This is a genomic window from Pseudomonas mucoides, from assembly GCF_015461845.1.
GTDB classification, from domain to species: domain Bacteria; phylum Pseudomonadota; class Gammaproteobacteria; order Pseudomonadales; family Pseudomonadaceae; genus Aquipseudomonas; species Aquipseudomonas mucoides.
Genome location: NZ_JACOPW010000003.1, coordinates 474,651 through 498,706 on the forward strand (window position 1 = coordinate 474,651; position 24,056 = coordinate 498,706).

Sequence of the window (24,056 nt, forward strand, 5' to 3'; positions counted from 1 at the left end):
ATCAAAGCATTTTTAACCGAACACTTTTTACAAACTAGGCGCATTTGGCGCCAGTAGAGGAACGCTTCATGGAAGCACTGCACCAGAAAATCCGCGAACAAGGCATCGTGCTTTCCGATCAGGTCCTGAAGGTAGACGCCTTTTTGAACCACCAGATCGACCCGGCCCTGATGAAGCTGATCGGCGACGAATTCGCCGCACTGTTCAAGGACTCGGGCATCACCAAGATTGTCACCATCGAAGCCTCGGGCATCGCTCCGGCGATCATGACCGGCCTGAACCTCGGCGTGCCGGTGATCTTCGCCCGCAAGCAACAGTCCCTGACCCTGACTGAAAACCTGCTGTCGGCGACCGTTTACTCGTTCACCAAGAAGACTGAAAGCACCGTGGCGATCTCCCCGCGCCACCTGACCAGCAGCGACCGCGTGCTGATCATCGATGACTTCCTGGCCAACGGTAAGGCATCGCAAGCGCTGATCTCGATCATCAAACAGGCCGGCGCGACCGTGGCGGGCCTGGGTATCGTGATCGAGAAGTCGTTCCAGGGCGGTCGTGCCGAACTGGATGCTCAGGGTTATCGCGTGGAATCCCTGGCTCGCGTGCAATCGCTGGCCGGCGGTGTCGTGACCTTCATCGAATAAACCAGTACAGCACCGAACCTGTGGGAGCCGGGCTTGCCCGCGATGGCGGCTGAACAGACAACATCGATGTTGAATGTTATTGCCTCATCGCGGGCGAGCCCGGCTCCCACAGTTGTTTGGGGATGGTTGTTATTGTGGGGTGGCTTTCAGGCCGGTGAGTAGCAGGCGCTGGAACAAGTCCTCTTTCAACCCGTCAGGGTTGGTCAGTTGCATCCGCTCCAGATGCTCGGGAAACATCGATGCCTCTGGCGCATCCAGTGCCGCTTTGCCCAGTTCCAGAATCTCCGTCAGTTTGAACTTGCTCTTCAGCCAGTTCAGCGCCCGCAACACGTCGCGCTCCACCTCAGTGAAATCGCAGCCCAGCGGATATTCCGGAAACAGGTTCGGATGCCGTGCCTGAATCGCTTGTAAACGCTCCGGGCTGTTGTCGGCGAAGCGTGGGTCGAGGCGAAAGTCTTTCGGCAGCTTGCCCACGCTTTGGGCTTGCTGGATCAGCCCCGACTGGAACCGCGAATCGCTGATGTTCAGCAACGCCTCGATGACCGCCGCATCGGTCTTGCCGCGCAAGTCAGCGATGCCGTATTCGGTGACCACGATGTCGCGCAGGTGCCTTGGGATCGTGCAGTGGCCGTACTGCCAGACGATGTTCGAGCTGACGTCCCCGCCCGCCTCGCGCCAGCTGCGCAGCAGCAACACTGAACGCGCGCCCTCCAGCGCATGGCCTTGGGCAACGAAGTTGTATTGCCCGCCCACGCCGCTCAGCACGCGTCCGTCTTCAAGCTGATCGGCCACACCAGCACCCAGCAGGGTCATGGTGAACACGGTGTTGATGAACCGCGCGTCCAGGCGCTGCAAACGCTTGAGCTCTTCCTGCCCGTACAGTTCGTTGATGTAGCTGATGCGGGTCATGTTGAATTCAAGACGTTTGCTTTGCGGCAGCTCGCGCAGGCGCTCGTAGAAACTGCGCGGCCCGAGGAAGAAACCGCCGTGCACCGAGATGCCGTCGGTTTGCGCGGCTTCATCGAGGGTGCCGGCGTTGGCCTGTTGCTGAGTCGGCACATCGGGATACACCTTGCGCCGCACGATCCCGGCATCGGCCAGTACCAGCAAGCCGTTGACGAACATTTCGCTGCAACCGTACAGGCCTTTGGCGAACGGTTCGAGACCACCTTCACGGTCGATCAACTGCGCCCACTGGCTCAGATTCACGTCCGCCAGCAAGTCCTTGTAACCGCCATTGTCGGCTTGCCGTGCCAGCAACGCCGCCGTCAGTGCATCACCCATGGAACCGATGCCGATCTGCAACGTGCCGCCGTCGCGTACCAATGTGCTGGCGTGCAGGCCGATGAAGTGATCCTGGAAACCCACGGGCATATTCGGCGTCGAGAACAACGTGCTGTCGTCCTTTTCGTCGACCAGCAGATCGAAGGTGTCGATGCCGATTTCCGCGTCGCCAGGCATGTAAGGCAAATCGTTATGCACCTGGCCCACCAGCAGGATCGTCTCCCCCGCCGCCCGCCGTTTGGCGATCATCGGGAACAGGTCGAGGGTAATGTCCGGGTTGCAACTCAGGCTCAGGCGATCGGGGTGCTCGGAATGGCTGGCCACCAGTTGCGCGATCAGGTTCAAACCGGCGGCGTTGATGTCCCGCGCGGCATGGCTGTAGTTACTGCTGACGTAATCCTGCTGGGCCGATGCGCTATGCAGCAGGCTGCCCGGCTGCATGAAGAACTGCTGGATATGGATGTTCGGCGGCAGGTTGTCGCGTCGCAGTTCGGCGAGGAAATCCAGTTCCGGATAGTCGCCAAATACGCGCTCGATAAAGGGTTCGAGAAAGCGCTTCTGCAAACCGTCACCCAGTGACGGACGACCCAGGCACAGCGCGGTGTAGATCGTCAGCTGCCGCTGCGGCAGTTGCGCGATGCGCCGGTACAGCGCGTTGACGAAGTGGTTGGGTTTGCCCAGGCCGAGGGGCAAGCCCATGTGAATGTGCGCCGGCAATCGCGCCAGTACGTCATCGACCGCTTGCTCGATAGAACACAGCTGCACCATGTGATCCTCCCTTACATTCCGTGAATCGGGGTTGGACCGAGCTTGCCGGGTCTTTGCTGCAATGGATAGCCTCCCGCACAAATCGCAGGCACAAAAATCTATGGTCACCCCCATTTTTGCAATACTGATTAGTGGCTGAAGTGGTTGGCTTGCTTAAATCTATCCGGCGTCTGTTTGGGGCATGCCCCAGCGCCACGATGAGAGTCGCGCCTGACGATCCTTAAAAAACCGTCGGCTTCTGGAGCCGATTTTTGTGTCAGGATCTTCGCCAGGCCGGTAGGCCGTTCACGTCATCCGTTGTTCAGCTATCGCAAAACCTGAAGGGTGATTCGTGGTACTGCAACAACCGCAGGGTCAGGCGTTCAGCGCGTCTGGCCCTGCTTCATACTGAGTGCAGGTGCTTGTCACCGCGCTTGCTGATCCCCAGTAGGTTGGCCTTGCCACCCGTGCTGTACTGCCTGGACACCAAGCCAACGGACGCAGCAAAATCGCGACTGCATCGGTACTGCTGACCATCGCCCATCTCCACAGCCAATAGGCTGGCGGTGATCGGCCCGACACACGGCAAGCTCAGCAAACGACTACCCAGCTCGGCAGGTTGCCGAAAAAATGCATCACCTGCGGTCGTGAGCATTTTTTGCGAAACACCTCACGACCCGACTTATCCTGGCCGTGAAGGTGGAAACTGTGTTTACCGAGATCGATACCGATCAGCGCTGACTCGCTCATGATGATGGCCTCCGAAAACAAAACACCCTGCGAAAGCGTAGCCCTCGCAGGGTGTGGGGTGACCATCTCATTAAACCGGCCGAGGCCGGTTTTTTCGCTGAAGACCCGGGCTTATTTCAGGCCGGACATCTTCTGGATCGCGCCTTTGAGCTCGGCATCCGAGCAGTCGGCGCAGGTGCCTTTAGGCGGCATCGAGTTGATACCGGTAATGGCCTTGGCCAGGATACCGTCGAGGCCACCCTGGTGATCGGCACGTTCTTTCCAGGCAGCAGCGTCACCGATTTTCGGTGCGCCCAACAGGCCAGTACCGTGGCAAGCGTTGCAATGTTTGGCAATCACTTCGTCCGGGGTCTTGGCACCGCCGCCACCGCCCGCAGAGGCAGCAACTTCCATCCCCTTGCACTCTTTGCCCTGTACACAGACCTGACCGACCGGTTCAAGGCGTTTGGCAATATCGTCGTTCGTCGCAGCTTGAGCGCTGACAGCCCATAGGGCCAATACGGTTGCTGGTGCAGCCAGCATTTTCATAATTAGGTTCACGCGTTCACCCTCAATGGTGGCTAGTCACGCCTACGGCCACGGTTCGCAGGCGGGCGCAAGTATAGCGGTAAGCCCGCCACACTGAAACAACCCCAAAGTCGAAGGGGTCTTATGCTGCAGCGGAAAAACCGCCCGGGTGCCTCGGCCTGACTGGCAGGGCGCCTTCTTTACTCAGAAATTCGCCGGTGTCGCTGCGCTGATTAGTCGCGCCGGCGCATCGAACGGATTTCGGAAACGGTGCGGCTTGGTACTTTCAAAGTAGTAGCTATCGCCGGCCTCGAGCACAAAAGTTTCCAGCCCGACCACCAGTTCCAGTCGACCCTCCACCAAAATGCCGGTTTCCTCGCCCTCATGGGTGAGCATCTCGTCACCGGTGTCGGCGCCTGGCGGGTAGATTTCATTGAGAAACGCGATAGCCCGGCTCGGGTGTGCCCGACCGACCAGTTTCATGGTCACGGCGCCATCGGAAATATCGATCAGCTCGTTGGCTTTGTAGACGATCTGCGTCGGTTTTTCCTGCAGGATTTCTTCAGAAAAGAACTCGACCATGGACATGGGAATCCCGCCCAGTACTTTGCGCAGCGAACTGATCGAGGGACTGACGCTGTTCTTCTCGATCATCGAAATCGTGCTGTTGGTGACACCCGCGCGCTTGGCGAGCTCACGCTGCGAAAGGCCTTTGAGCTTACGGATGGATTGCAGTCGTTCACCGACGTCCAATGCTTGCGCCTCCAGGGATTCAGGTTGTTGGAATATTGAGCGTTATCATGGCGACAGCGTTCAGTATTTACAACACTTGGACCTGAATCCTGTGGGGCGAGGCGATTTTCGGTGCGGCCCGCGAGGTGTCAGCCCTCGGAATAGAGCAGTGGCACCCGACGCAGGTTGCAGAAGATCTGATAAGGAATCGTGTCCGCCGCCGCTGCCACATCGCTGGCGAGGATGTTTTTGCCCCACAACTCGACGGTCGAACCGAGGCCGGCTTGCGGCACATCGGTCAGGTCGATGCAGAGCATGTCCATCGACACCCGGCCGATCAACTGGCTGCGTTGCCCGGCCACCATGACCGGCGTGCCGGTCGGTGCATGACGCGGGTAACCGTCGGCATAGCCCATGGCGACCACGCCTACACGCATCGGCTTGGGTGTAATGAATTTGGCGCCGTAACCGATCGGCTCGCCAGCCGGCAGTTCACGCACGCAAATCACTTTGGATTCGAGGGTCATCACCGGTTGCAGGCGGGCCGCCACGGTGTTGGCTTCTTCGAACGGCGTCGCGCCGTACATCATGATACCGGGGCGAACCCAATCGCTTGGGATCTGCGGCCAGCCCAACACGGCCGGCGAGTTGCGCAAGCTGACTTCCGCCGACAAACCTTTGCGCGCGGCTTCAAATACCGCGACCTGCTCGGCGCTGGCCTGTTCGTGCAGCTCATCGGCCCGGGCGAAGTGGCTCATCAGCACCACTTTCGCGACCTTGCCGCTGGCCAGCAGCCGTTGATAGGCCGCCTGATAATCCTTTGGATGCAGACCCACGCGGTGCATGCCCGAATCGAGCTTGAGCCAGACAGTGATCGGTTTGCTCAGCGTGGCTTTCTCGATGGCTTCGAGTTGCCACAACGAATGCACCACGCACCAGAAATCATGCTCGACGATCAGCGCCAACTCATCGGCTTCGAAGAACCCTTCCAGCAGCAACACCGGCGCCCGAATACCCGCCGCGCGCAACTCCAACGCTTCTTCGATGCAGGCCACGGCAAAACCGTCAGCCTCGGCTTCCAGCGCCTGGGCACAACGCACCGCGCCATGGCCATAGGCATCGGCCTTGATCACCGCGAGGGCTTTGGCCCCGGTAATTTCGCGGGCGATTCGGAAGTTGTGACGCAGGGCTTGAAGGTCGATCAGGGCACGGGCTGGACGCATGGCGGCAGACTTCTAGGCGGTCATGGGAATAAAAAAACCGGCGCTGGCTGGCGGCGTAAACCGCCAACAGCACCGGCAGAGGGATTTTTGAAACGGTTAGGGCAACGCGGCGACGATGGAGATCTCAACCAGGATGCTCGGCTTGGCCATCTTCGCTTCGACGGTGGCACGGGCCGGGGCGGCGCCTTTGGGCAGCCACTGGTCCCACACCGAGTTCATCCCGGCAAAGTGCGCCTCGATGTCGTTCAGGTAGATCGTCGCCGACAGCAGATGCTGCTTGTCAGTCCCGGCCAGATCCAGCAAACGCTCGATATTGCCGAGGACATCGCGGGTCTGCTGTTCAATCCCGGCGTTGAAGTCATCGCCGACCTGCCCCGCCAGATACACGGTGCCATTGTGGCTGACGATCTGACTCATGCGTTCATTGGTGAGCTGGCGCTGGATTGCCATGCTTTGCGGACTCCTGGGGTTTGCTGCCATAACGGGAAATATCGAGGCCTTCGGCGCTGATCTGCGGCGTCTTCTTGGCCATCAGGTCAGCCAGCAAGCGGCCGGAGCCACAGGCCATGGTCCAGCCGAGTGTGCCGTGACCGGTGTTCAGGAACAGGTTCTTGAATGGGGTCGCGCCCACGATCGGCGTGCCGTCCGGAGTAGTCGGACGCAGACCGGTCCAGAAACTCGCCTGGGCCAGATCGCCGCCCTGAGGATAAAGGTCGTTGACGATCATCTCCAGGGTTTCGCGCCGACGCGGGTTCAGCGACAGGTCAAAACCGGCGATCTCCGCCATGCCGCCGACGCGGATGCGGTTGTCGAAACGGGTGATCGCGACCTTGTAGGTCTCGTCGAGAATGGTCGAGGTCGGGGCCATTGCCGGGTTGGTGATCGGCACGGTCAGCGAGTAACCCTTGAGCGGGTATACCGGCGCCTTGATCCCCAGCGGCTTGAGCAATTGCGGCGAGTAGCTGCCGAGTGCCAGCACGTAGCGGTCAGCGGTTTCCAGCTTGCCGTCGATCCACACGCCGTTGATGCGATCACCGGCGTAGTCGAGTTTCTGAATGTCCTGGCCGAAACGGAATTCCACCCCCAGTTTCACGGCCATTTCGGCCAGGCGGGTGGTGAAAATCTGGCAGTCGCCCGTCTGGTCGTTCGGCAGGCGCAGGGCACCGGCGAGGATGTTGGTGACGCTGGCCAGCGCTGGCTCGACGCGGGCAATGCCGGCGCGGTCGAGCAGTTCGAACGGAACGCCGGACTCTTTCAGCACGGCGATGTCTTTCGCGGCGCCGTCGAGTTGAGCCTGGGTGCGGAACAGTTGGGTCGTACCGAGGCTGCGGCCTTCGTACGCGATGCCGGTTTCGGCGCGCAATTCGTCGAGGCAGTCACGGCTGTACTCGGACAGGCGGACCATGCGCTCCTTGTTCACCGCGTAACGGCTGGCGGTGCAGTTGCGCAGCATCTGCGCCATCCACAAGTATTGGTCGATATCGGCCGTGGCCTTGATCGCCAGCGGTGCGTGGCGCTGCAACAGCCACTTGATGGCTTTGAGCGGCACGCCCGGCGCGGCCCACGGCGAGGCATAGCCCGGCGAGACCTGACCTGCGTTGGCGAAACTGGTCTCCATGGCAGCGGCCGGCTGACGGTCCACCACCACCACTTCAAACCCGGCACGAGCCAGATAGTAAGCACTGGCGGTACCGATGACGCCGCTACCCAAGACCATAACGCGCATTTTCATATCCCTCATCGCGGCTGACCGCTGACGTGTGTTGTATTCAAGCAGTGATGTGCGCAGTGTAAAAAAGATTTGCCAGTGTTTTTCACTATATAAGCAGCTATATTTGGCGACAATTCTCGGCAAAAACCCTTTTCACGGAGGCGCATCCCCTATGCGTACCAACACTCAGACCAAACGAGAGCTGGACAAGATCGACCGCAACATTCTGCGGATCCTGCAAGCGGACGGACGCATCTCGTTCACGGAGCTGGGGGAAAAGGTCGGGCTCTCTACCACGCCGTGCACTGAGCGGGTGCGGCGCCTGGAGCGCGAAGGGATCATCATGGGCTACAACGCCCGGCTCAATCCGCAGCATTTGAAGGGCAGTCTGCTGGTGTTCGTCGAGATCAGCCTGGACTACAAATCCGGGGATACCTTCGAAGAGTTCCGACGCGCGGTGCTGAAACTGCCCCATGTGCTGGAATGCCACTTGGTGTCAGGGGATTTCGACTACCTGGTGAAGGCACGGATCTCCGAGATGGCCTCGTACCGCAAGCTGCTGGGGGACATCCTGCTCAAGCTGCCGCATGTGCGCGAGTCCAAGAGCTATATCGTGATGGAAGAGGTGAAGGAGAGCTTGAGTTTGCCGATTCCGGATTGAGATATTCGGTGGCCAACCCGCGATTGAGGCAACTCGGTCTACCTGAATGGATTCAAACAAGCACTTGCCGGGTAGACGCCATGTACTCATGAATCTGCTTCTCCACCCGAGGATGAATCAGCTCCACCGGCCCCCGCCCATTCGGGCATGGCAAGGTCTTGGTGGTGCCAAACAACCGGCAAATCAGCGGACGCTCGTCATACACCGTGCAACCGTTCGGCCCCAGGTGCACGCAATTGAGCTCATCCATCGCCGCGTCCTGCTCGGCGCGGGTCTTTCGCGGCAGGCGGGACATTTCTTCCGGCGAGGTGGTCACCGGCCCACAGCAGTCATGGCAGCCGGGCACGCACTCGAACGAGGGAATCTGTTGGCGAAGCGTTCGGATTTTCTGACTGTTGCAGCTCATTGAAGCGGTGACCAAAAGCGGAATAGAGCGCGATTCTGCAGCAAAGGCGCCGATCCATACAGCAGCAGCCGACCAATGTTGCCCGTGCCAGAAGGTCCGGCTTATGCTCCGTCAACTTTTCCAGACGCCAGAATCGGGAACACGCCCATGAATGCCGGTGCTCAGCCATCCGCTCCAGGTCACCAGCACATTGCCTCTTATTACGCCGCCAGCAGCCTGCCGCGACCCGATTATCCGGCGCTCAGGGGGGATCTGGTGGCGGATGTGTGCGTGGTCGGTGGCGGGTTTTCCGGGCTGAACACTGCTCTGGAACTGGCGGAACGAGGCTTGAGCGTCATCCTGCTCGAGGCCCACAAAATCGGCTGGGGCGCCAGCGGGCGCAACGGCGGACAATTGATTCGCGGCGTCGGTCATGGCCTTGATCAATTCGCCAACGTGATCGGCACCGACGGCGTACGCCAGATGAAGCTCATGGGCCTGGAGGCGGTGGAAATCGTCCGCCAGCGCGTCGCGCGTTTTCAGATCCCCTGCGACCTGACGTGGGGTTACTGCGACCTGGCCAACAAACCCCGCGACCTCGAAGGCTTCGCCGAGGATGCCGAAGAGCTGCGCAGCCTCGGTTATCGCTACGAAACCCGCCTGCTGCAGGCCAATGAAATGCACTCGGTGGTGGGCTCCGATCGTTACGTCGGCGGTTTGATCGACATGGGCTCGGGGCACCTGCATCCGCTGAACCTGGCACTGGGCGAAGCGGCGGCGGCCGAGGAAATGGGGGCGGTACTGTTTGAACAATCGGCGGTCACTTGCATCGATTATGGTCCCGAGATCAAGGTCCACACAGCCCACGGCTCGGTCCGCGCCAAGACGCTGGTGTTGGGCTGCAACGCCTACCTCAATCAGCTCAACCCCGAACTCAGCGGCAAGGTGCTGCCCGCCGGCAGCTACATCATCGCCACCGAGCCGTTGAGCGAAGAACTGGCCCATTCACTGCTGCCGCAGAACATGGCGGTCTGTGATCAGCGCGTGGCACTGGATTACTACCGGCTCTCTGCCGACCGGCGCTTGCTGTTTGGGGGTGCCTGCCATTATTCAGGCCGCGATCCGAAAGACATCGCCACGTACATGCGACCGAAGATGCTGGAAGTCTTCCCGCAACTGGGCACGGTGAAGATCGACTATCAATGGGGCGGAATGATCGGCATCGGCGCCAACCGCCTGCCGCAGATTGGCCGGCTTAAAGACCAGCCGAATGTGTATTACGCCCAGGCCTATTCCGGTCATGGGGTGAATGCCACGCATTTGGCCGGCAAGTTGTTGGCTGAAGCGATCAGCGGGCAGCACAGTGGTGGGTTTGATCTGTTTGCCAAGGTGCCGCATATCACCTTTCCGGGCGGGAAACATTTGCGCTCGCCGTTGTTGGCGTTGGGGATGTTGTGGCATCGGCTTAAAGAGTTGGCCTGACAGGTTTTTGGTGTCTGTTCCGGCGCCATCGCGAGCAGGCTCACTCCTATAGGGGATTTGTAAACAACACAGATCAACTGTAGGAGTGAGCCTGCTCGCGATTGGGCCGGGAGAAAACCACAAAAATCAGATCCGCCAGAAAGGCTTGAGCCCCTCCTCCCGCGCCTGTTCCCGCGTCAGCCCCACATCCCTGAGCTGCTCCGGCGTCAGCGCCAGCAACGCCTTGCGCGTGTGCAGACGATGCCAGAACAGACCCCAGCGACCCAGGCCGGACGGTGCGTTGCGCATCAGCGCCTCACGTGTACCGTGTTCCTGCCCTCTCACCAGTTCCTGACTGTGTAACGTCAGCCGCACATCGCTCAAGCCGTTCATTTTGATTGCTCCTGTTTACTTGGGTAGCCAGAGCTTTCATGATGCGTGGGCGACGAAAAGCATTACAGATTCAACAGATAAGTATTAATTCCATACAGATTTGGCGTCCCAGCGTCTGAATCCTCATTTCTTGCCTGATCTGTATTGGTTTACCGAATCACCCACACCGAGACTGCACCATGACCCTTTACGTCAACCTCGCCGAGTTGCTCGGCACGCGTATCGAACAGGGCTTCTATCGCCCCGGTGACCGGCTGCCCTCGGTGCGGGCGCTGAGTGTTGAACACGGGGTCAGCCTGAGCACGGTGCAGCAGGCCTATCGCGTGTTGGAAGACAGTGGCCTGGCGACGCCAAAACCCAAGTCGGGCTACTTCGTACCCGTGGGTCGCGAACTGCCGGAGCTGCCGGCCATCGGGCGTCCGGCCCAGCGGCCGGTGGATATTTCGCAGTGGGATCAGGTGCTGGAGCTGATTCGCGCGGTGCCGCGCAAGGACGTGGTGCAACTGGGTCGGGGCATGCCGGACATCACCACGCCGACCATGAAACCGCTGCTGCGCAACCTCGCGCGTATCAGCCGTCGGCAGGACATGCCCGGCCTGTATTACGACAACATCCACGGCACCCTCGAACTGCGCGAACAGATCGCACGCCTGATGCTCGACTCCGGGTGCCAGTTGAGCGCCAGCGATCTGGTGGTCACGACCGGGTGCCACGAAGCGCTGTCCACCAGCATCCGGGCGATCTGCGAGCCGGGGGACATTGTGGCCGTGGACTCGCCGAGCTTTCACGGCGCCATGCAAACCCTCAAGGGGCTGGGCATGAAAGCGCTGGAAATTCCCACCGACCCGATCACCGGCATCAGCCTCGACGCGCTGGAACTGGCCTTGGAACAGTGGCCGATCAAAGTCATACAGTTGACCCCCAACTGCAACAACCCGCTGGGCTACATCATGCCCGAGTCGCGAAAACGCGCGTTGTTGACGCTCGCACAGCGTTTTGACGTGGCGATTATCGAGGACGATGTGTATGGCGAACTGGCCTACACCTACCCGCGACCGCGCACGATCAAATCCTTCGACGAGGACGGTCGCGTGCTGCTGTGCAGTTCGTTTTCCAAGACGTTGGCACCCGGATTACGCATCGGCTGGGTCGCGCCCGGCCGGTATCTGGAGCGGGTGCTGCACATGAAATACATCAGCACCGGCTCCACCGCGCCACAACCGCAGATTGCGATCGCCGAGTTTCTCAAGGCCGGGCACTTCGAGCCGCATTTGCGGCGGATGCGCACGCAGTATCAACGCAATCGCGACGTGATGATCGATTGGGTCACGCGCTACTTCCCGGTCGGCACCCGCGCCAGTCGCCCGCAAGGCAGCTTCATGCTGTGGGTCGAGCTGCCGGAAAGCTTCGACACCCTGAAACTGAATCGTGCGTTGCACGATCAAGGCGTACAGATTGCCGTGGGCAGCATCTTTTCTGCGTCAGGCAAGTACCGCAACTGCCTGCGCATGAACTACGCTGCCAAGCCAACACCGCAGATTGAAGAGGCGGTGCGCAAGGTCGGTGCCCTGGCTATCAAACTGTTAGCCGAAACTGACAGCATCACTGACTGACTTTTCTCGGGAAACCAGCGTCCATATGCCGACACCTGCCGCCAATCGGAACGATCCTACGTGAGAGCCAGACAAAACCTGCTCGCTGTTCTGCTCTTCGCCTCGTTCCTCAGCGGCTGCGCCAGCGTTGACGTTCAGCGTCAGGCCAGTCAGGCGCTGCCCGCCAGTGACTCGACGTTCGGCCGTTCGGTCCAGGCGCAGGCTGCGCCGCATCAGGGCCAGTCGGGCTTTCGCCTGCTGTCCGACAGTACCGAAGCCTTCACCGCTCGCGCCGAGCTGATCCGCAACGCGCAAAGCAGCCTCGATTTGCAGTACTACATCGTGCATGACGGCATCAGCACGCGGATGCTCGTCGAGGAGTTGCTCAAAGCGGCAGATCGCGGCGTACGCGTCAGGGTGCTGCTAGACGACACCACCAGCGACGGCCTGGACCAGATCATCGCCACCCTCGCCGCGCACCCGAACATTCAGATCCGCGTCTTCAACCCGTTGCACCTGGGTCGCAGCACCGGCGTGACACGAACCATGGGCCGCTTGTTCAACCTGTCGCAGCAACACCGGCGCATGCACAACAAGTTGTGGCTGGCGGACAACAGCATGGCCATCGTGGGTGGGCGCAATCTGGGCGACGAGTATTTCGATGCCGAGCCCAACCTGAATTTCACTGACATCGACATGCTCGGCGTCGGCCCGGTGGCCGAACAACTGGGGCACAGTTTTGATCAGTACTGGAACAGCGCGCTGAGCAAGCCGATCGAACAATTCCTGTCCAGCAAACCCACGGCCAAGGACCTGAAAAACACCCGGACCCGCCTGGAGGAATCGCTGGATGACACGCGCAAAGAGAACCATGCGCTGTACCAACAACTGATGACGTTCAAGACGCATCCGCGCCTGGACATCTGGCGTCGTGAGCTGATCTGGGCCTGGAACCAGGCGCTGTGGGATGCGCCGAGCAAGGTGCTGGCCGACGGAGAGCCGGATCCGCATTTGTTGCTGACGACACAATTGGCGCCCGAACTGAACGGCGTCAGCAAAGAGCTGATCATGATCTCGGCTTACTTCGTGCCCGGCCAGCCTGGACTGGTGTACCTGACCGGTCGCGCCGATGCCGGGGTCTCGGTGAGTTTGCTGACCAATTCGCTGGAAGCCACGGACGTGCCGGCCGTGCATGGCGGCTATGCGCCCTATCGCAAGGCGTTGCTGGAACACGGCGTGAAGTTATTCGAACTACGGCGTCAACCGGGTGAAGGAGGAAGCGGCGGCAGTGGACCACACTTCTTTGGACGCCCCGCTTACCAAGGCTCCGACTCCAGCCTGCACAGCAAGGCGATGATCTTCGATCAGCAGAAATCCTTTGTCGGCTCGTTCAATTTCGATCCGCGCTCGGTACTGTGGAACACCGAAGTCGGGGTGCTGGTGGACAGCCCCGAACTGGCCGCGCATGTGCGCGACCTGGCAATGCAGGGTATGGAGCCACCATTGAGCTATGAGGCGAAACTGCAGGATGGCAAGGTGGTTTGGGTCACTGAAGACGACGGCAAACTGCACACCCTGACCAAGGAACCGGGGAGCTGGTGGCGACGGTTCAATGCGTGGATGAGTACCACGGTCGGCCTCGAACGGATGCTCTGACAAGCGATAAAAATCTTTGTAGGAGTGAGCCTGCTCGCGATGGCGTCACGCCAGCCAACACAGATGCCTAATGACACACCGCTATCGCGAGCAGGCTCACTCCTACAGGGGACGGTGTCAGGCGGGTTCGGCCACCGTGCCAAACGCACCCTGGCGCATCAGCAGAATCACCAACCCAAACGCACCGGCTGCCATCAGCAACGGCAACGCATGCCCGCTGATCCACTGGCTACCCGCCCCAGCGGCCAACGGCCCGACCAGGCAACCAATCCCCCACAGCTGCGCGATATGCGCATTGGCGCGCACCAGCGCATCGTCGCGATAACGCTCGCCGATCAGGATCAGTGACAAGGTAAACAAACCGCCTGCACTGGCACCAAACAGCACCCACAACGGCCAGATCAGCAGCGTGTCGATCAGCAGCGGAATCGCCAGGCTCGACAGCAGCAACACCACCGCGCAGCCCGTAAACAGCGTGCGCCGCGACAGACGATCCGCCAGCGCACCAATCGGCAATTGCAGCAACGCATCACCGACCACCACGGTACTGACCATCGCCAGGGCGATTTCCGTGGTGAAACCCTGGCGCAGGCAATACACCGGCAACAAGGTCAGGATCATCGCTTCGAAGGCGGCGAACAGCGACACCGCCCAGGCAATCGCCGGCAGGCCACGGCAGAAAGCCAGCAAGTCGCTGAAGGTCACGCTGCTCGCTTCACTGCTGGGCGCGCCGCTGCGACCCAACAACAGGAACGGTGCTGTCGTCAGCAAGCCGACACCGACCCAGAAACCGTAATCATGTTCGGTGCCCAGAACGCCCAATAGCACCGGGCCAGCAAGTTGGCTCAGGGCATAGCTGCAGCCATACAGCGCCACCAGCCGCCCGCGCCACTGTTCGACCACGAGCTGGTTGATCCAGCTTTCACCGAGGATAAACACCAGCGTCAGGATCACTCCGATCATCAGGCGCAACAGCAGCCAGATCGGGTAGCTCGGCATCAGGGCCAGCAAGCCGATGGACAACGCCCCGGCCCACAGGCACAGACGCATCAGATTCGCCGTGCCCAGACGCGCGGCCAGGTGGCTGGAGATCTTCGCCCCCAGCAACACGCCAATGGCCGGCATTGCCGCCATCACACCGATGGCGAACGAGCCATAGCCCCAGCTTTCCAGGCGAAACGACACCAGCGGCATGCTGACGCCCAAGGCCAGGCCGACACTCAAGACAGACGCCAACACGGCGAAATAAGTCGCCCAACGCATGTTCCACGCTCCTGTGGATATTTTTATGTACAACACAAAACACTGTGGGAGCGAGCTTGCTCGCGATAGCGGTTTCACATTCAACAATGACGTCGACTGTCAGACCGCTATCGCGAGCAAGCTCGCTCCCACAGGGGATCTTCGTTGTGCCGGGCCCCGGTATCGGGGCCCGTTACTGATTACAACTTGATCCAGGTCGCCTTCAGCTCGGTGTACTTGTCGAACGCGTGCAGCGACTTGTCGCGGCCATTACCCGACTGCTTGAAGCCACCGAACGGTGCAGTCATGTCGCCACCGTCGTACTGGTTGACCCAGACGCTACCGGCACGCAGCGCACGGGCGGTCAGGTGAGCCTTGGAGATGTCCTTGGTCCACACCGCAGCGGCGAGGCCGTATGGCGTGTCGTTGGCAATCGCAACGGCTTCTTCGGCGGTGTCGAAAGCGATGACCGACAAGACGGGGCCAAAGATTTCTTCCTGAGCGATTTTCATCGCGTTGCTCACACCGTCGAAAATCGTTGGCTCAACGTAGGTGCCACCCGTCTCCTGAAGCGTGCGCTTGCCCCCGGCCACTAGTTTGGCGCCGTCGGCATGACCGGACTCAATGTAGGACAGTACGGTGTTCATCTGCTGGGTATCGACCAGCGCGCCGACGTTGGTCGCCGGGTCCAGCGGGTTGCCTGGCTTCCAGGTTTTCAGGGCCTCGATCACCAGCGGCAGGAATGCATCCTTGATCGAACGCTCCACCAGCAGGCGCGAACCGGCGGTGCAGACTTCGCCCTGGTTGAAGGCGATGGCGCCGGCAGCGGCTTCGGCCGCTTCCTGCAGGTTCGGTGCATCGGCAAATACGATGTTCGGGCTCTTGCCGCCGGCTTCGAGCCAGACGCGTTTCATGTTCGACTCGCCCGAGTAGATCAGCAGTTGCTTGGCGATTTTGGTCGAACCGGTGAACACCAGCGTGTCGACATCGTTGTGCAGGGCCAAGGCCTTGCCGACGGTGTGACCGTAACCCGGCAGCACGTTCAACACGCCTTTAGGGATACCGGCTTCAACGGCCAGTGCCGCGATGCGAATGGCGGTCAGCGGCGATTTTTCCGACGGCTTGAGGATCACCGAGTTACCGGTGGACAGTGCCGGGCCGAGTTTCCAGCAGGCCATCATCAGCGGGAAGTTCCACGGCACGATGGCCCCCACGACACCGACCGGCTCGCGCGTCACCAGACCCAGCTGATCGTGCGGGGTGGCTGCGACTTCGTCGTAGATCTTGTCGATGGCTTCGCCGCTCCAGCTCAGGGCTTGCGCCGCGCCGGGAACGTCGATGTATAGGGAATCGCTGATCGGCTTGCCCATGTCCAGGGTTTCAAGCAGCGCCAGCTCTTCAGCATTCTGCTTCAACAGGCCGGCGAAACGGATCATGGTGGCTTTGCGTTTGGCGGGCGCCAGGCGCGACCAGACGCCGGAATTGAAGGTGGCGCGAGCGTTTTCAACAGCGCGCTGGGCGTCGGCGGCGTCACAGCTGGCGATCTTGCCCAGCAGACGGCCATCGACCGGGCTGATGCACTCGAAGGTCTCGGCGGAGACAGCGTCGGTGTATTCGCCATTGATGTAGGCGCGGCCTTCGATCTTCAGATCGCGAGCGCGTTGTTCCCAGTCGGCACGAGTCAGGGTGGTCATTCGAGTGTCCTCCTCTTATTGAATACGAACGCTGCGCGGTCTTCGCGGGCGCTGTCAGGAATTCTGCCCGGCCAGCCTGCTTTTTCGGCCCAAGGCAACTGCCACCCTAAACCAGCCACCCCTCATGTTTCAATATATTTGACATAAGGCCGGCAAACGGCCTTGCGATGTTCATTTTAATAAACATAGACTTTGGACTTTTCAGGCAATCACGGGAAATTACAACAATGAATATCCAGGATGTCGTCGACTTCAGCCAGGCCACGACCGCGCCCGAGCGCTATCGGCCGGACCCGGCGAAAGTCCTCAAGGGCGATCCCGAGCAAGCGGTGTACAACCATTACAACAGCCCGTGCGGGCAGTTGAATGCTGGTGTTTGGGAAGGCGAAGTCGGGCAATGGACGGTGAACTTCACCGAACACGAGTACTGCGAAATCGTTCAAGGGGTTTCGGTGCTGCGCGACAACGATGGCAACAGCAAAACCCTGCGCGCGGGTGACCGCTTCGTGATTCCTGCCGGCTTCCGGGGCACCTGGGAAGTACTGGAGCCGTGCCGCAAGATTTATGTGGCGTTTGAGCAGAAGGCTTGAGGCTTTCCTGAGGCAACAAAAAAGGCCCGTATCTCGCGATACGGGCCTTTTTCGTAAGAGAGAAAAATCAATTACTTGATTTTGCCTTCTTTGTAGATCACGTGCTTGCGAACAACCGGATCAAATTTCTTGATCTCGATTTTGTCCGGGGTAGTACGCTTGTTCTTGTCGGTAGTGTAGAAGTGACCAGTACCGGCGCTCGAAATCAAACGAATCAATTCACGCATGATTAGCTCCCTTAGATCTTGCCGGCTTTGCGGATTTCGGCCAGCACGACAGTGATGCCACGCTTGTCGATAATACGCATGCCTTTGGCAGATACGCGCAGACGCACGAAACGTTTCTCTTCTTCAACCCAGAAGCGGTGATGCTGCAGGTTCGGCAGGAAACGACGACGGGTTTTGTTGTTTGCGTGGGAAATGTTATTCCCAGTCACCGGACCCTTACCGGTAACTTGACATACTCTCGACATGCCTCAGCCCTCTAAAACCACATGCCCAACCCGGCATGGGTTGGCCGCTTAATCTCTCAGTCATTTGGCGCCAGGCGCCGCGTTTCTTTAGAGGTCTTACCGGCTACACCTACAGTGAAGGAACCGGGCCCCTAGAAAAGAGCGCTGCTTTATACCAGAAAGACTGAAGAGCAACAACATTCCGTGTGCACAGACTAAATAAAAACCCGGTTTTTCGGGCCACAAGCGCCTTGGATAAAGGCTATCGTTGCGAAAGACCGCTCGTCGCAGAGAATCGGCCAACCGGCCAACCCAGGGTTCTTCTCAGCCGGTGCGCACTGAAAACAATCGCACATACTCCCCTTAAAATGAAAAAGGGGATAGTCATTTGCAAAAGAGCCCACTAGGGTAAGCCTTTTCCAGACTGCACTTGCAGATGGGCCTTCGATCTGTAAAGGAATCCGACCATGCGCCTCGCTGCCCTACCCCTGTTGCTCGCCCCTCTCCTGCTGAGCCCACTGGCCCATGCCGCGGCGCTTAGCGTCTGCACCGAGGCCAGCCCCGAAGGGTTCGACGTGGTGCAATACAACTCGCTGACCACCACCAACGCCTCGGCCGACGTGCTGATGAACCGCCTGGTGGACTTCGACACGGCCAGCGGCAAAGTGGTCGCCAGCCTGGCGGACAGCTGGGAAGTCACGCCCGACGGCCTGACGTACGTGTTCAAACTGCATCCGCAGGTGAAATTCCACCGCACCGACTACTTCAGCCCGACGCGCGACCTGACCGCCGAAGACGTGATTTTTAGCTTCGAGCGCATGCTCGATCCGGCCAACCCGTGGCACAAGGTCGCCCAGAGCGGTTTCCCGCACGCGCAATCGATGCAATTGCCCACGCTGATCAAGAAGATCGACGCGCTGGACCCGTTCACCGTGCGTTTCACCCTCGATCACCCGGACTCGACGTTCCTGGCCACTCTGAGCATGGGCTTCGCCTCGATCTATTCCGCCGAGTACGCCGACAAGCTGATGAAGGCCGGCGCTGCAGAGAAGCTCAACAGCCAGCCCATCGGCACCGGCCCGTTCGTGTTCACGCGCTTCCAGAAAGACGCCTCGATTCGCTACAAGGCCAACCCGGACTACTTTGGCGGCAAGCCTTCAGTGGACCCGCTGATCTTCGCGATCACCCCGGATGCCAACGTGCGACTGCAGAAATTGCGTCGTAATGAATGCCAGATCGCCCTGTCGCCCAAGCCACTGGACGTACAGGCCGCGCTGAAAGAGCCGACATTGAAAGTGGAAAAGACTGACGCCTTCATGACCGCATTTGTGGGCATCAACAGCCAGCATCCACCGCTGGACAAACCGGAAGTGCGCCAGGCGATCAACCTTGCGTTCGACAAGGCCAATTACATCAAAGCGGTGTTCGAGGACACCGCCGAGCCAGCCAATGGCCCGTACCCACCGAATACCTGGAGTTACGCCAAAGGCCTGCCGGGCTACCCGCACGACGTAGCGAAAGCCAAGGCCTTGATGGTCAAGGCCGGGCTGAAAGACGGTTTCCAGACCACCATCTGGACCCGTCCTTCCGGCAGTTTGCTGAACCCCAACCCAAGCCTTGGCGCGCAGTTGCTCCAATCCGACCTCGCGGAAATCGGCATTCAAGCCGAAATCCGGGTGATCGAATGGGGCGAACTGATCCGTCGCGCCAAGGCCGGCGAGCATGACCTTCTGTTTATGGGCTGGGCCGGCGACAACGGTGATCCGGACAACTTCCTCACGCCGCAGTTTTCCTGCGCAGCGGTCAAGTCCGGCACCAACTTCGCCCGTTATTGCAACCAGGACCTGGACAAGCTCATCAGCGCCGGCAAGACCACCGGCGAGCAAGGTGTGCGCACCAAGCTCTATGAACAGGCGCAGGCGCAGATCCAGCAGCAGGCGTTGTGGCTGCCACTGGCTCACCCGACGGCTTTCGCGTTGACGCGCAAAGAGGTGGGGGGTTACTCGGTCAGCCCGTTCGGTCGTCAGGACTATTCGAAGGTAGTCCTCAAGCCATAAGCACCCACACAAAACCTGTGGGAGCGCGCTTGCCCGCGATAGCGGACTTTCAGGCGACAACTATGTTGAATGTGCCGACGTCATCTCGGGCAAGCCTGCTCCCACAGGGACTCACTTAGCGTCGAATCCCTCGCTCACATCCACCCATATTCAGCCATCGACAGCGGATCGCCGTCGCCGATGATGAAATGGTCGAGCACCCGCACATCAACCAGCTCCAGCGCCTCTTGCAGGCTTTTGGTCAGCAACCGATCAGCCTGACTCGGATCAGGATTGCCCGACGGATGGTTGTGGCACAGGATCAGAGCCGCGGCATTGTGCGCCAGAGCCCGTTTGACCACTTGCCGTGGATAGACGCTGGTATTGTCGATTGAGCCGCGAAACAGCGCTTCGAACGCCAGTACTCGGTGTTTGGAATCCAGAAACAGACAGCCAAACACCTCATGTGGCTCATGACGCAACATCGACTTGAGGTACTCACGCACGGCCAGCGGATTCTCAAGTACCGAGGTGTGACGCAACCGCTCGGCCAGATGCCTGCGCCCCATTTCCAGCACGGCCTGCAACTGCGCGTACTTTGCTGGGCCGAGTCCGAGCTCCCCACTGAAGGTGCGCAAATCCGCTTCCAGCAGTCTGCGCAGGCTGCCAAATTGACTCAACAGGTGTCGCGCCAGATCCACTGCGCTTTTACCGGATACACCGGTTCGTAGAAAAATCGCCAGCAACTCGGCGTCCGACAGTTTCGCCGAGCCATGCTCCAACAGCTTCTCCCGCGGCCGCTCCGCCGCCGGCCAATCACGAATACTCATAGCACCTTCCCTGTATGTGGGCGCCGCTGTTCCATAGCGGTCGCTGTGATATCGTAGCCCATCTTTTTTGCTGGCGATTTCATCCCTGGGGAGGGGGTCTCGCCATGCTGTCATCAACGAAATGAAAGGCAGACCTATGCAGCGGCTGTATCGGAAACGCATCGTTCTGGGCGTCGGCGGCGGCATTGCTGCCTACAAGAGCGCTGACCTGGTTCGCCGCCTGATCGACCAGGGCGCCGAAGTGCGCGTGGTCATGACCCGTGGCGGCAGCGAGTTCATCACCCCGCTGACCATGCAGGCCTTGTCCGGCCACCCCGTCCACCTCGACCTGCTGGACCCGGCGGCTGAAGCTGCCATGGGCCACATCGAGCTGGCCAAATGGGCCGACATGGTGCTGATCGCCCCTGCCACCGCGGACCTGATCGCCCGCCTGGCCCAAGGCATTGCCGACGATCTGCTGACCACGTTGGTGCTGGCCACTGACGCCGTGGTGGCCGTTGCTCCGGCGATGAACCAGGCCATGTGGCGCGACCCGGCAACCCAGGCCAACCTGCAAACCCTCGAAAGCCGCGACATCAAGGCCTTCGGCCCGGCCTCCGGCAGCCAGGCCTGTGGCGACGTCGGCCTGGGGCGCATGCTCGAAGCCGTCGAACTCGCCCAATGCGCGGCGGACTGCTTCCAGCGCAAAGCGTTGACCGGCAAACACGTGCTGATCACCGCCGGCCCGACCCAGGAAAACATCGATCCGGTGCGCTACATCACCAACCACAGCTCCGGAAAAATGGGCTTTGCCCTGGCCGAAGCCGCGGTAGAGGCCGGCGCCCGCGTGACCCTGATCACCGGTCCGGTGCACCTGCCAACACCGGATCGCGTGACGCGCATCGACGTGGTCAGTGCCCGCGACATGCTCGCCGCCTGCGAAGCTGCGATCCCTTGCGACCTGTTCATCGCCTCGGCAGCGGTCGCGGACTACCGCCCGGAAGTCGTCGCCCCACAGAAACTCAAGAAAGACCCTACGAACGGCGACGGCTTGTTGCTACAGATGGTGCGTAACCCGGACATCCTGGCCACCATCGCCACACGCCCTGACCGTCCGTTCAGTGTCGGTTTCGCCGCTGAAACCGAACACCTGCTCGACTACGCTGCGCGCAAGTTGAAAGACAAGAACCTCGATTTGATCGTTGCCAACGATGTCGCCAACCCGAGCATTGGCTTCAACAGCGAAGAAAACGCCTGCAGCGTGATCGACCGCGAGCTACACGCCACACTTTTCGCCCAGACCAGCAAGAGCAAGATTGCTCGCCAGCTGATCACTTTTATCGCCGAACGTCTGAACCAGGTTTAATTTACATGCACGCTTTGCAAGCCAAGATCCTCGACCCTCGCATCGGAACCGAATTCCCGCTGCCGCAATACGCCACCCCAGGCTCCGCCGGCCTCGACCTGCGCGCCATGCTGGAAAAAGACATCGTGATCAAGCCGGGTGAAACCGTGCTGATTCCGACCGGCCTGTCGGTCTACATCGGCGATCCGGGCCTGGCGGCACTGATTCTGCCGCGTTCTGGCCTGGGCCATAAGCACGGCATCGTGCTGGGCAACCTGGTCGGCTTGATCGACTCCGATTACCAGGGTCCGTTGATGGTGTCCTGCTGGAACCGTGGCCAGACCGAATTCACCATGGTCGTTGGCGAGCGCCTCGCTCAATTGGTGCTGGTGCCCGTGGTTCAAGCGCATTTCGAGATGGTTGAAGAGTTCGTCGAAACCCAGCGCGGCACGGGCGGTTTCGGACATTCCGGCAGCCATTGATCCGATAGAAAACCAGTGGGAGCGAGCTTGCTCGCTCCCACTGGTTTGGCACTGAATTACAACGTTCATCTGGAAGGTTTACCGCCGAAAATCAAGGCATTGGCCGTCCCAGGTTCCGCTAATCCCGGTGGCATGGCCTTTTCGCACCACGAACTCTCCGCGGAAAACGCCGTCATACCCTTCAGTTTGAGCCGGCCGATGCATTTGTCGCAGGCAGGTACAGCCACTTTCGAGATGGAGCATTCCTACAGATGAACACCCCCGCCCAAGTCGCCCCCAAGTTTCCCGACAGCATCTTCCGTGCGTACGACATTCGCGGCACCGTCCCGGAGTTCTTGAACGCTGAAACCGCTTACTGGCTCGGCCGCGCCATCGGCGCCCAAAGCCTGGCTCAGGACGAACCGAACGTTTCCGTGGGTCGCGACGGCCGCCTGTCCGGCCCGGAGCTGGTCGAACAACTGATCAAAGGCCTGGCCGATGCCGGTTGCCACGTCAGCGACGTCGGCCTGGTGCCGACGCCGGCGCTGTACTACGCCGCCAACGTATTGGCCGGCAAATCGGGCGTGATGCTCACCGGCAGCCACAACCCGTCGAATTACAACGGCTTCAAGATCGTCATCGCCGGCGACACCTTGGCCAACGAACAGATCCAGGCCCTGCACGACCGCCTCAAGACCCACAACCTGAGCAGCGGCAAGGGCAGCGTGACCAAGGTCGAGATCCTCGACCGCTACAACACCGAAATCGTCCAGGACATCAAACTGGCCCGTCGCCTAAAAGTCGTGGTCGACTGCGGCAACGGTGCGGCCGGCGTGATCGCCCCGCAGTTGATCGAAGCGCTGAACTGCGAAGTCATTCCGCTGTTCTGCGACGTCGACGGCAACTTCCCGAACCACCACCCGGACCCGGGCAAGCCTGAAAACCTTGTCGACCTGATCGCCAAGGTCAAGGAAACCAACGCCGACCTCGGCCTGGCCTTCGACGGCGACGGCGACCGCGTTGGCGTCGTGACCAACACCGGCAGCATCGTCTACCCGGACCGCCTGCTGATGCTGTTCGCCCGCGACGTGTTGGCGCGCAACCCGGACGCGGAGATCATCTTCGACGTCAAATGCACCCGCCGCCTGGTTCCGCTGATCAAGGAATATGGCGGTCGGCCGCTAATGTGGAAGACCGGTCACTCGTTGATCAAAAAGAAAATGAAACAATCCGGCGCGTTGCTGGCCGGCGAAATGAGCGGGCACATTTTCTTCAAGGAACGCTGGTTCGGCTTCGACGACGGCATTTACAGCGCCGCGCGTCTGCTGGAGATCCTCAGCAAAGAAAAATCCACCGCGGAAGAGCTGTTTGCGACCTTCCCGAACGATATTTCTACGCCGGAAATCAATATCCATGTGACCGAAGAGAGCAAATTCAGCATCATTGATGCACTGCACGATGCGAAGTGGGGCGAAGGCGCTGACCTGACCACCATCGACGGCGTGCGAGTCGACTACGCCAAAGGCTGGGGCCTGGTGCGCGCCTCCAACACCACACCGGTGCTGGTGCTGCGTTTCGAGGCCGATGATGAGGCTGAATTGCAGCGCATCAAGGACGTGTTCCACACCCAGCTGAAACGTGTTGCACCTGATCTCCAATTACCGTTTTGATTTAACGAAGCACCC

Annotated in this window: 22 protein-coding genes and 2 pseudogenes; 10 read left to right on the top strand and 14 right to left on the bottom strand. The window is 60.2% G+C overall.

Annotated elements, in window-relative coordinates; genetic code table 11:
- The first annotated feature begins 68 nt into the window (after positions 1–68).
- A complete protein-coding gene (locus H8F22_RS17045) occupies positions 69–641 on the top strand; it encodes a xanthine phosphoribosyltransferase (protein WP_027926370.1) in 573 nt (190 codons plus the stop codon).
- A gap of 129 nt (positions 642–770) precedes the next feature.
- Here H8F22_RS17045 and H8F22_RS17050 read toward each other — a convergent pair whose 3' ends face one another.
- The 7 genes and pseudogenes from H8F22_RS17050 to dadA all read right to left on the bottom strand — a co-directional run bounded on the left by H8F22_RS17050 (position 771) and on the right by dadA (position 7,610).
- Positions 771–2,693 carry an acetyl-CoA hydrolase/transferase family protein gene (locus H8F22_RS17050; RefSeq protein ID WP_194940477.1) on the bottom strand — a complete coding sequence of 641 codons (1,923 nt, stop codon included), beginning with the start codon at positions 2,691–2,693 and terminating at the stop codon, positions 771–773.
- Positions 2,694–3,087: 394 nt separating this feature from the next.
- Positions 3,088–3,285 (bottom strand): annotated as a pseudogene (locus H8F22_RS33070) (transposase); the annotation flags it as partial.
- Positions 3,286–3,533: 248 nt separating this feature from the next.
- Positions 3,534–3,950, bottom strand: coding sequence for a c-type cytochrome (locus H8F22_RS17060; RefSeq protein ID WP_027926368.1), 417 nt, complete (start codon positions 3,948–3,950; stop codon positions 3,534–3,536).
- A 183-nt stretch (positions 3,951–4,133) separates the two neighbouring features.
- On the bottom strand, positions 4,134–4,682 hold the full coding sequence (locus tag H8F22_RS17065; protein ID WP_007947433.1) for a cupin domain-containing protein: 549 nt from the start codon (positions 4,680–4,682) through the stop codon (positions 4,134–4,136).
- A 128-nt stretch (positions 4,683–4,810) separates the two neighbouring features.
- Positions 4,811–5,884, bottom strand: a complete 1,074-nt coding sequence (gene alr / locus H8F22_RS17070) for an alanine racemase (RefSeq protein WP_027926367.1) — start codon at positions 5,882–5,884, stop codon at positions 4,811–4,813.
- A gap of 96 nt (positions 5,885–5,980) precedes the next feature.
- Complete coding sequence (locus H8F22_RS17075) at positions 5,981–6,334, bottom strand: RidA family protein (protein ID WP_027926366.1); 354 nt, start codon at positions 6,332–6,334, stop codon at positions 5,981–5,983.
- Positions 6,306–7,610, bottom strand: a complete 1,305-nt coding sequence (dadA, locus tag H8F22_RS17080) for a D-amino acid dehydrogenase (protein ID WP_027926365.1) — start codon at positions 7,608–7,610, stop codon at positions 6,306–6,308. Before dadA ends, H8F22_RS17075 begins: the two co-directional genes overlap by 29 nt.
- A 157-nt stretch (positions 7,611–7,767) precedes the next feature.
- On the opposite strand from dadA, the gene H8F22_RS17085 reads away from it, so the two are divergent.
- Positions 7,768–8,256: an Lrp/AsnC ligand binding domain-containing protein gene (locus H8F22_RS17085; protein ID WP_003177284.1), complete on the top strand. Its 489-nt coding sequence runs from the start codon at positions 7,768–7,770 to the stop codon at positions 8,254–8,256.
- Positions 8,257–8,308: 52 nt separating this feature from the next.
- Here H8F22_RS17085 and H8F22_RS17090 read toward each other — a convergent pair whose 3' ends face one another.
- Positions 8,309–8,662: a YkgJ family cysteine cluster protein gene (locus H8F22_RS17090; RefSeq protein ID WP_007947437.1), complete on the bottom strand. Its 354-nt coding sequence runs from the start codon at positions 8,660–8,662 to the stop codon at positions 8,309–8,311.
- Between the two features lie 147 nt (positions 8,663–8,809).
- On the opposite strand from H8F22_RS17090, the gene H8F22_RS17095 reads away from it, so the two are divergent.
- Complete coding sequence (locus H8F22_RS17095) at positions 8,810–10,123, top strand: NAD(P)/FAD-dependent oxidoreductase (RefSeq protein WP_027926364.1); 1,314 nt, start codon at positions 8,810–8,812, stop codon at positions 10,121–10,123.
- Positions 10,124–10,249: 126 nt separating this feature from the next.
- Here H8F22_RS17095 and H8F22_RS17100 read toward each other — a convergent pair whose 3' ends face one another.
- Positions 10,250–10,495 (bottom strand): DUF1127 domain-containing protein, encoded by a 246-nt coding sequence (locus tag H8F22_RS17100; RefSeq protein ID WP_027926363.1) that lies wholly within the window; start codon positions 10,493–10,495, stop codon positions 10,250–10,252.
- A gap of 179 nt (positions 10,496–10,674) precedes the next feature.
- On the opposite strand from H8F22_RS17100, the gene H8F22_RS17105 reads away from it, so the two are divergent.
- Together H8F22_RS17105 and H8F22_RS17110 are read left to right on the top strand one after the other, a co-directional pair.
- Positions 10,675–12,108 (top strand): aminotransferase-like domain-containing protein, encoded by a 1,434-nt coding sequence (locus H8F22_RS17105; RefSeq protein ID WP_027926362.1) that lies wholly within the window; start codon positions 10,675–10,677, stop codon positions 12,106–12,108.
- 60 nt (positions 12,109–12,168) lie between these two features.
- Entirely contained in the window at positions 12,169–13,743 is a 1,575-nt protein-coding gene (locus H8F22_RS17110) for a phospholipase D-like domain-containing protein (protein WP_194940478.1), read from the top strand.
- 117 nt (positions 13,744–13,860) lie between these two features.
- Here H8F22_RS17110 and H8F22_RS17115 read toward each other — a convergent pair whose 3' ends face one another.
- Together H8F22_RS17115 and H8F22_RS17120 are read right to left on the bottom strand one after the other, a co-directional pair.
- Positions 13,861–15,006: an MFS transporter gene (locus H8F22_RS17115; RefSeq protein WP_027926360.1), complete on the bottom strand. Its 1,146-nt coding sequence runs from the start codon at positions 15,004–15,006 to the stop codon at positions 13,861–13,863.
- 179 nt (positions 15,007–15,185) lie between these two features.
- Positions 15,186–16,679: an aldehyde dehydrogenase gene (locus H8F22_RS17120; RefSeq protein WP_059181954.1), complete on the bottom strand. Its 1,494-nt coding sequence runs from the start codon at positions 16,677–16,679 to the stop codon at positions 15,186–15,188.
- Between the two features lie 227 nt (positions 16,680–16,906).
- Between H8F22_RS17120 and H8F22_RS17125 the strand changes: the two genes are divergently transcribed.
- Entirely contained in the window at positions 16,907–17,269 is a 363-nt protein-coding gene (locus tag H8F22_RS17125) for a cupin domain-containing protein (protein ID WP_027926358.1), read from the top strand.
- 71 nt (positions 17,270–17,340) lie between these two features.
- On the opposite strand, the gene rpmG is transcribed toward H8F22_RS17125, so the two are convergent.
- Positions 17,341–17,496, bottom strand: coding sequence for a 50S ribosomal protein L33 (gene rpmG, locus H8F22_RS17130; RefSeq protein ID WP_007894709.1), 156 nt, complete (start codon positions 17,494–17,496; stop codon positions 17,341–17,343).
- 11 nt (positions 17,497–17,507) lie between these two features.
- Positions 17,508–17,741 (bottom strand): 50S ribosomal protein L28, encoded by a 234-nt coding sequence (gene rpmB, locus H8F22_RS17135; RefSeq protein ID WP_007894701.1) that lies wholly within the window; start codon positions 17,739–17,741, stop codon positions 17,508–17,510.
- A 446-nt stretch (positions 17,742–18,187) separates the two neighbouring features.
- On the opposite strand from rpmB, the gene H8F22_RS17140 reads away from it, so the two are divergent.
- Entirely contained in the window at positions 18,188–19,777 is a 1,590-nt protein-coding gene (locus H8F22_RS17140) for an ABC transporter substrate-binding protein (protein WP_194940479.1), read from the top strand.
- A 134-nt stretch (positions 19,778–19,911) separates the two neighbouring features.
- Here the strand turns inward: H8F22_RS17140 and radC are convergent, their stop codons facing one another.
- Positions 19,912–20,586 (bottom strand): RadC family protein, encoded by a 675-nt coding sequence (gene radC, locus H8F22_RS17145; protein WP_194940480.1) that lies wholly within the window; start codon positions 20,584–20,586, stop codon positions 19,912–19,914.
- A gap of 136 nt (positions 20,587–20,722) precedes the next feature.
- On the opposite strand from radC, the gene coaBC reads away from it, so the two are divergent.
- The 3 genes and pseudogenes from coaBC to H8F22_RS17160 form a co-directional block, all read left to right on the top strand.
- Positions 20,723–21,931 carry a bifunctional phosphopantothenoylcysteine decarboxylase/phosphopantothenate--cysteine ligase CoaBC gene (gene coaBC / locus H8F22_RS17150; RefSeq protein ID WP_027926355.1) on the top strand — a complete coding sequence of 403 codons (1,209 nt, stop codon included), beginning with the start codon at positions 20,723–20,725 and terminating at the stop codon, positions 21,929–21,931.
- Positions 21,932–21,936: 5 nt separating this feature from the next.
- Entirely contained in the window at positions 21,937–22,392 is a 456-nt protein-coding gene (gene dut / locus H8F22_RS17155; protein WP_027926354.1) for a dUTP diphosphatase, read from the top strand.
- Between the two features lie 272 nt (positions 22,393–22,664).
- Positions 22,665–24,041: pseudogene (locus H8F22_RS17160) on the top strand (phosphomannomutase/phosphoglucomutase); the annotation flags it as partial.
- Positions 24,042–24,056: the final 15 nt, after the last annotated feature.

What these genes read in the sequence shown, in the direction of transcription:
- H8F22_RS17045 (WP_027926370.1), top strand. Translation starts at nt 69, where the DNA reads ATGGAAGCACTGCACCAGAAAATCCGCGAACAAGGCATCGTGCTTTCC.
- H8F22_RS17050 (WP_194940477.1), bottom strand. Translation starts at nt 2,693, where the DNA reads ATGGTGCAGCTGTGTTCTATCGAGCAAGCGGTCGATGACGTACTGGCG.
- H8F22_RS17060 (WP_027926368.1), bottom strand. Translation starts at nt 3,950, where the DNA reads ATGAAAATGCTGGCTGCACCAGCAACCGTATTGGCCCTATGGGCTGTC.
- alr (WP_027926367.1), bottom strand. Translation starts at nt 5,884, where the DNA reads ATGCGTCCAGCCCGTGCCCTGATCGACCTTCAAGCCCTGCGTCACAAC.
- H8F22_RS17075 (WP_027926366.1), bottom strand. Translation starts at nt 6,334, where the DNA reads ATGGCAATCCAGCGCCAGCTCACCAATGAACGCATGAGTCAGATCGTC.
- dadA (WP_027926365.1), bottom strand. Translation starts at nt 7,610, where the DNA reads ATGCGCGTTATGGTCTTGGGTAGCGGCGTCATCGGTACCGCCAGTGCT.
- H8F22_RS17085 (WP_003177284.1), top strand. Translation starts at nt 7,768, where the DNA reads ATGCGTACCAACACTCAGACCAAACGAGAGCTGGACAAGATCGACCGC.
- H8F22_RS17090 (WP_007947437.1), bottom strand. Translation starts at nt 8,662, where the DNA reads ATGAGCTGCAACAGTCAGAAAATCCGAACGCTTCGCCAACAGATTCCC.
- H8F22_RS17095 (WP_027926364.1), top strand. Translation starts at nt 8,810, where the DNA reads ATGAATGCCGGTGCTCAGCCATCCGCTCCAGGTCACCAGCACATTGCC.
- H8F22_RS17100 (WP_027926363.1), bottom strand. Translation starts at nt 10,495, where the DNA reads ATGAACGGCTTGAGCGATGTGCGGCTGACGTTACACAGTCAGGAACTG.
- H8F22_RS17105 (WP_027926362.1), top strand. Translation starts at nt 10,675, where the DNA reads ATGACCCTTTACGTCAACCTCGCCGAGTTGCTCGGCACGCGTATCGAA.
- H8F22_RS17115 (WP_027926360.1), bottom strand. Translation starts at nt 15,006, where the DNA reads ATGCGTTGGGCGACTTATTTCGCCGTGTTGGCGTCTGTCTTGAGTGTC.
- H8F22_RS17120 (WP_059181954.1), bottom strand. Translation starts at nt 16,679, where the DNA reads ATGACCACCCTGACTCGTGCCGACTGGGAACAACGCGCTCGCGATCTG.
- H8F22_RS17125 (WP_027926358.1), top strand. Translation starts at nt 16,907, where the DNA reads ATGAATATCCAGGATGTCGTCGACTTCAGCCAGGCCACGACCGCGCCC.
- rpmG (WP_007894709.1), bottom strand. Translation starts at nt 17,496, where the DNA reads ATGCGTGAATTGATTCGTTTGATTTCGAGCGCCGGTACTGGTCACTTC.
- rpmB (WP_007894701.1), bottom strand. Translation starts at nt 17,741, where the DNA reads ATGTCGAGAGTATGTCAAGTTACCGGTAAGGGTCCGGTGACTGGGAAT.
- H8F22_RS17140 (WP_194940479.1), top strand. Translation starts at nt 18,188, where the DNA reads ATGCGCCTCGCTGCCCTACCCCTGTTGCTCGCCCCTCTCCTGCTGAGC.
- radC (WP_194940480.1), bottom strand. Translation starts at nt 20,586, where the DNA reads ATGAGTATTCGTGATTGGCCGGCGGCGGAGCGGCCGCGGGAGAAGCTG.
- coaBC (WP_027926355.1), top strand. Translation starts at nt 20,723, where the DNA reads ATGCAGCGGCTGTATCGGAAACGCATCGTTCTGGGCGTCGGCGGCGGC.
- dut (WP_027926354.1), top strand. Translation starts at nt 21,937, where the DNA reads ATGCACGCTTTGCAAGCCAAGATCCTCGACCCTCGCATCGGAACCGAA.